The sequence below is a fragment of the Citrobacter sp. TBCS-15 genome (assembly GCF_005280815.1).
Taxonomy (GTDB): domain Bacteria; phylum Pseudomonadota; class Gammaproteobacteria; order Enterobacterales; family Enterobacteriaceae; genus Citrobacter; species Citrobacter werkmanii.
Window position 1 is genome coordinate 1 of the sequence record NZ_SZWK01000011.1, and the last position, 716, is coordinate 716.

The 716-nt window shown below is 36.5% G+C and carries 3 protein-coding genes; all 3 read right to left on the reverse strand.

The genetic code is table 11. The features are described from left to right. A partial coding sequence (locus FDW96_RS25600; RefSeq protein ID WP_373562164.1) for a hypothetical protein occupies positions 1–122 on the reverse strand: 122 nt, incomplete at its 3' end. Positions 123–134: 12 nt separating this feature from the next. After that, on the reverse strand, positions 135–494 hold the full coding sequence (locus FDW96_RS00050; protein ID WP_137365016.1) for a single-stranded DNA-binding protein: 360 nt from the start codon (positions 492–494) through the stop codon (positions 135–137). 3 nt (positions 495–497) lie between these two features. Next, positions 498–716: hypothetical protein (locus FDW96_RS00055; RefSeq protein WP_212732839.1), on the reverse strand; the 219-nt coding region annotated here is incomplete at its 5' end.

Below are 716 nucleotides of genomic sequence, written 5' to 3' on the forward strand. Positions count from 1 at the left end.
AAGTCAAATGGCATTGATACGTTTTCCTTGATCCAAGTGAAAGCTCCGTCAAAGTCTTGTTTCAGTAAGCTCATTTTATCAACGATGTCGATAATTTGCTCTTTTTCTTCTGCTGTGTACATGTAACCGACTTTCTAGAAAGGTAGGTATGATTCATCAACTTCAATCGGTTCAGAGTTTCCAAACAAGTCTTGTTTAGCTTGTGATTGACTGCTATTATCATTAGAAATAAATACTTTTTCAACCGTAGGGAAAACAAAGTTATAATTTACATACTCGCCTGATTCCTTTGCTTGTACACGACCGCTGACCGTTACGGTGTCGCCTAATTGAATGAAGTCAGGCAAGAATGCTGAACCGTACGCAACTTTTATGTTAGATCCCTTTTCTTTTTCAAATAATGGTACTGAAATGATTTTCTTATCGCCTTTTGCTGTGTTTACTGTACGTGTATTTTTTTCGTTCGCTTGTGCTGTTACTGTGATAATTGCCATTTTTTATTTTCCCTCTGTTGCTTTCCAAATTGTCATAATATCAAAGATTTCTTTTTTTGTCTTTGTTTTAAGTAGTTCCATATTAGGATATCCAAGTTCTTCAGCTCGTTTTAGTGCTGGTTGGATCTCACGAAGTCGTTGCTTTTCAGCTTCCAACAGTTTCTGTTCTTCTGTCAAGTCAGGGAGGTCTTCATTCATATAGATATATAAACCTAAACCGTG

Coding starts and splice junctions, on each gene's coding strand:
- FDW96_RS00050 (WP_137365016.1), bottom strand. CDS start 494: ATGGCAATTATCACAGTAACAGCACAAGCGAACGAAAAAAATACACGT.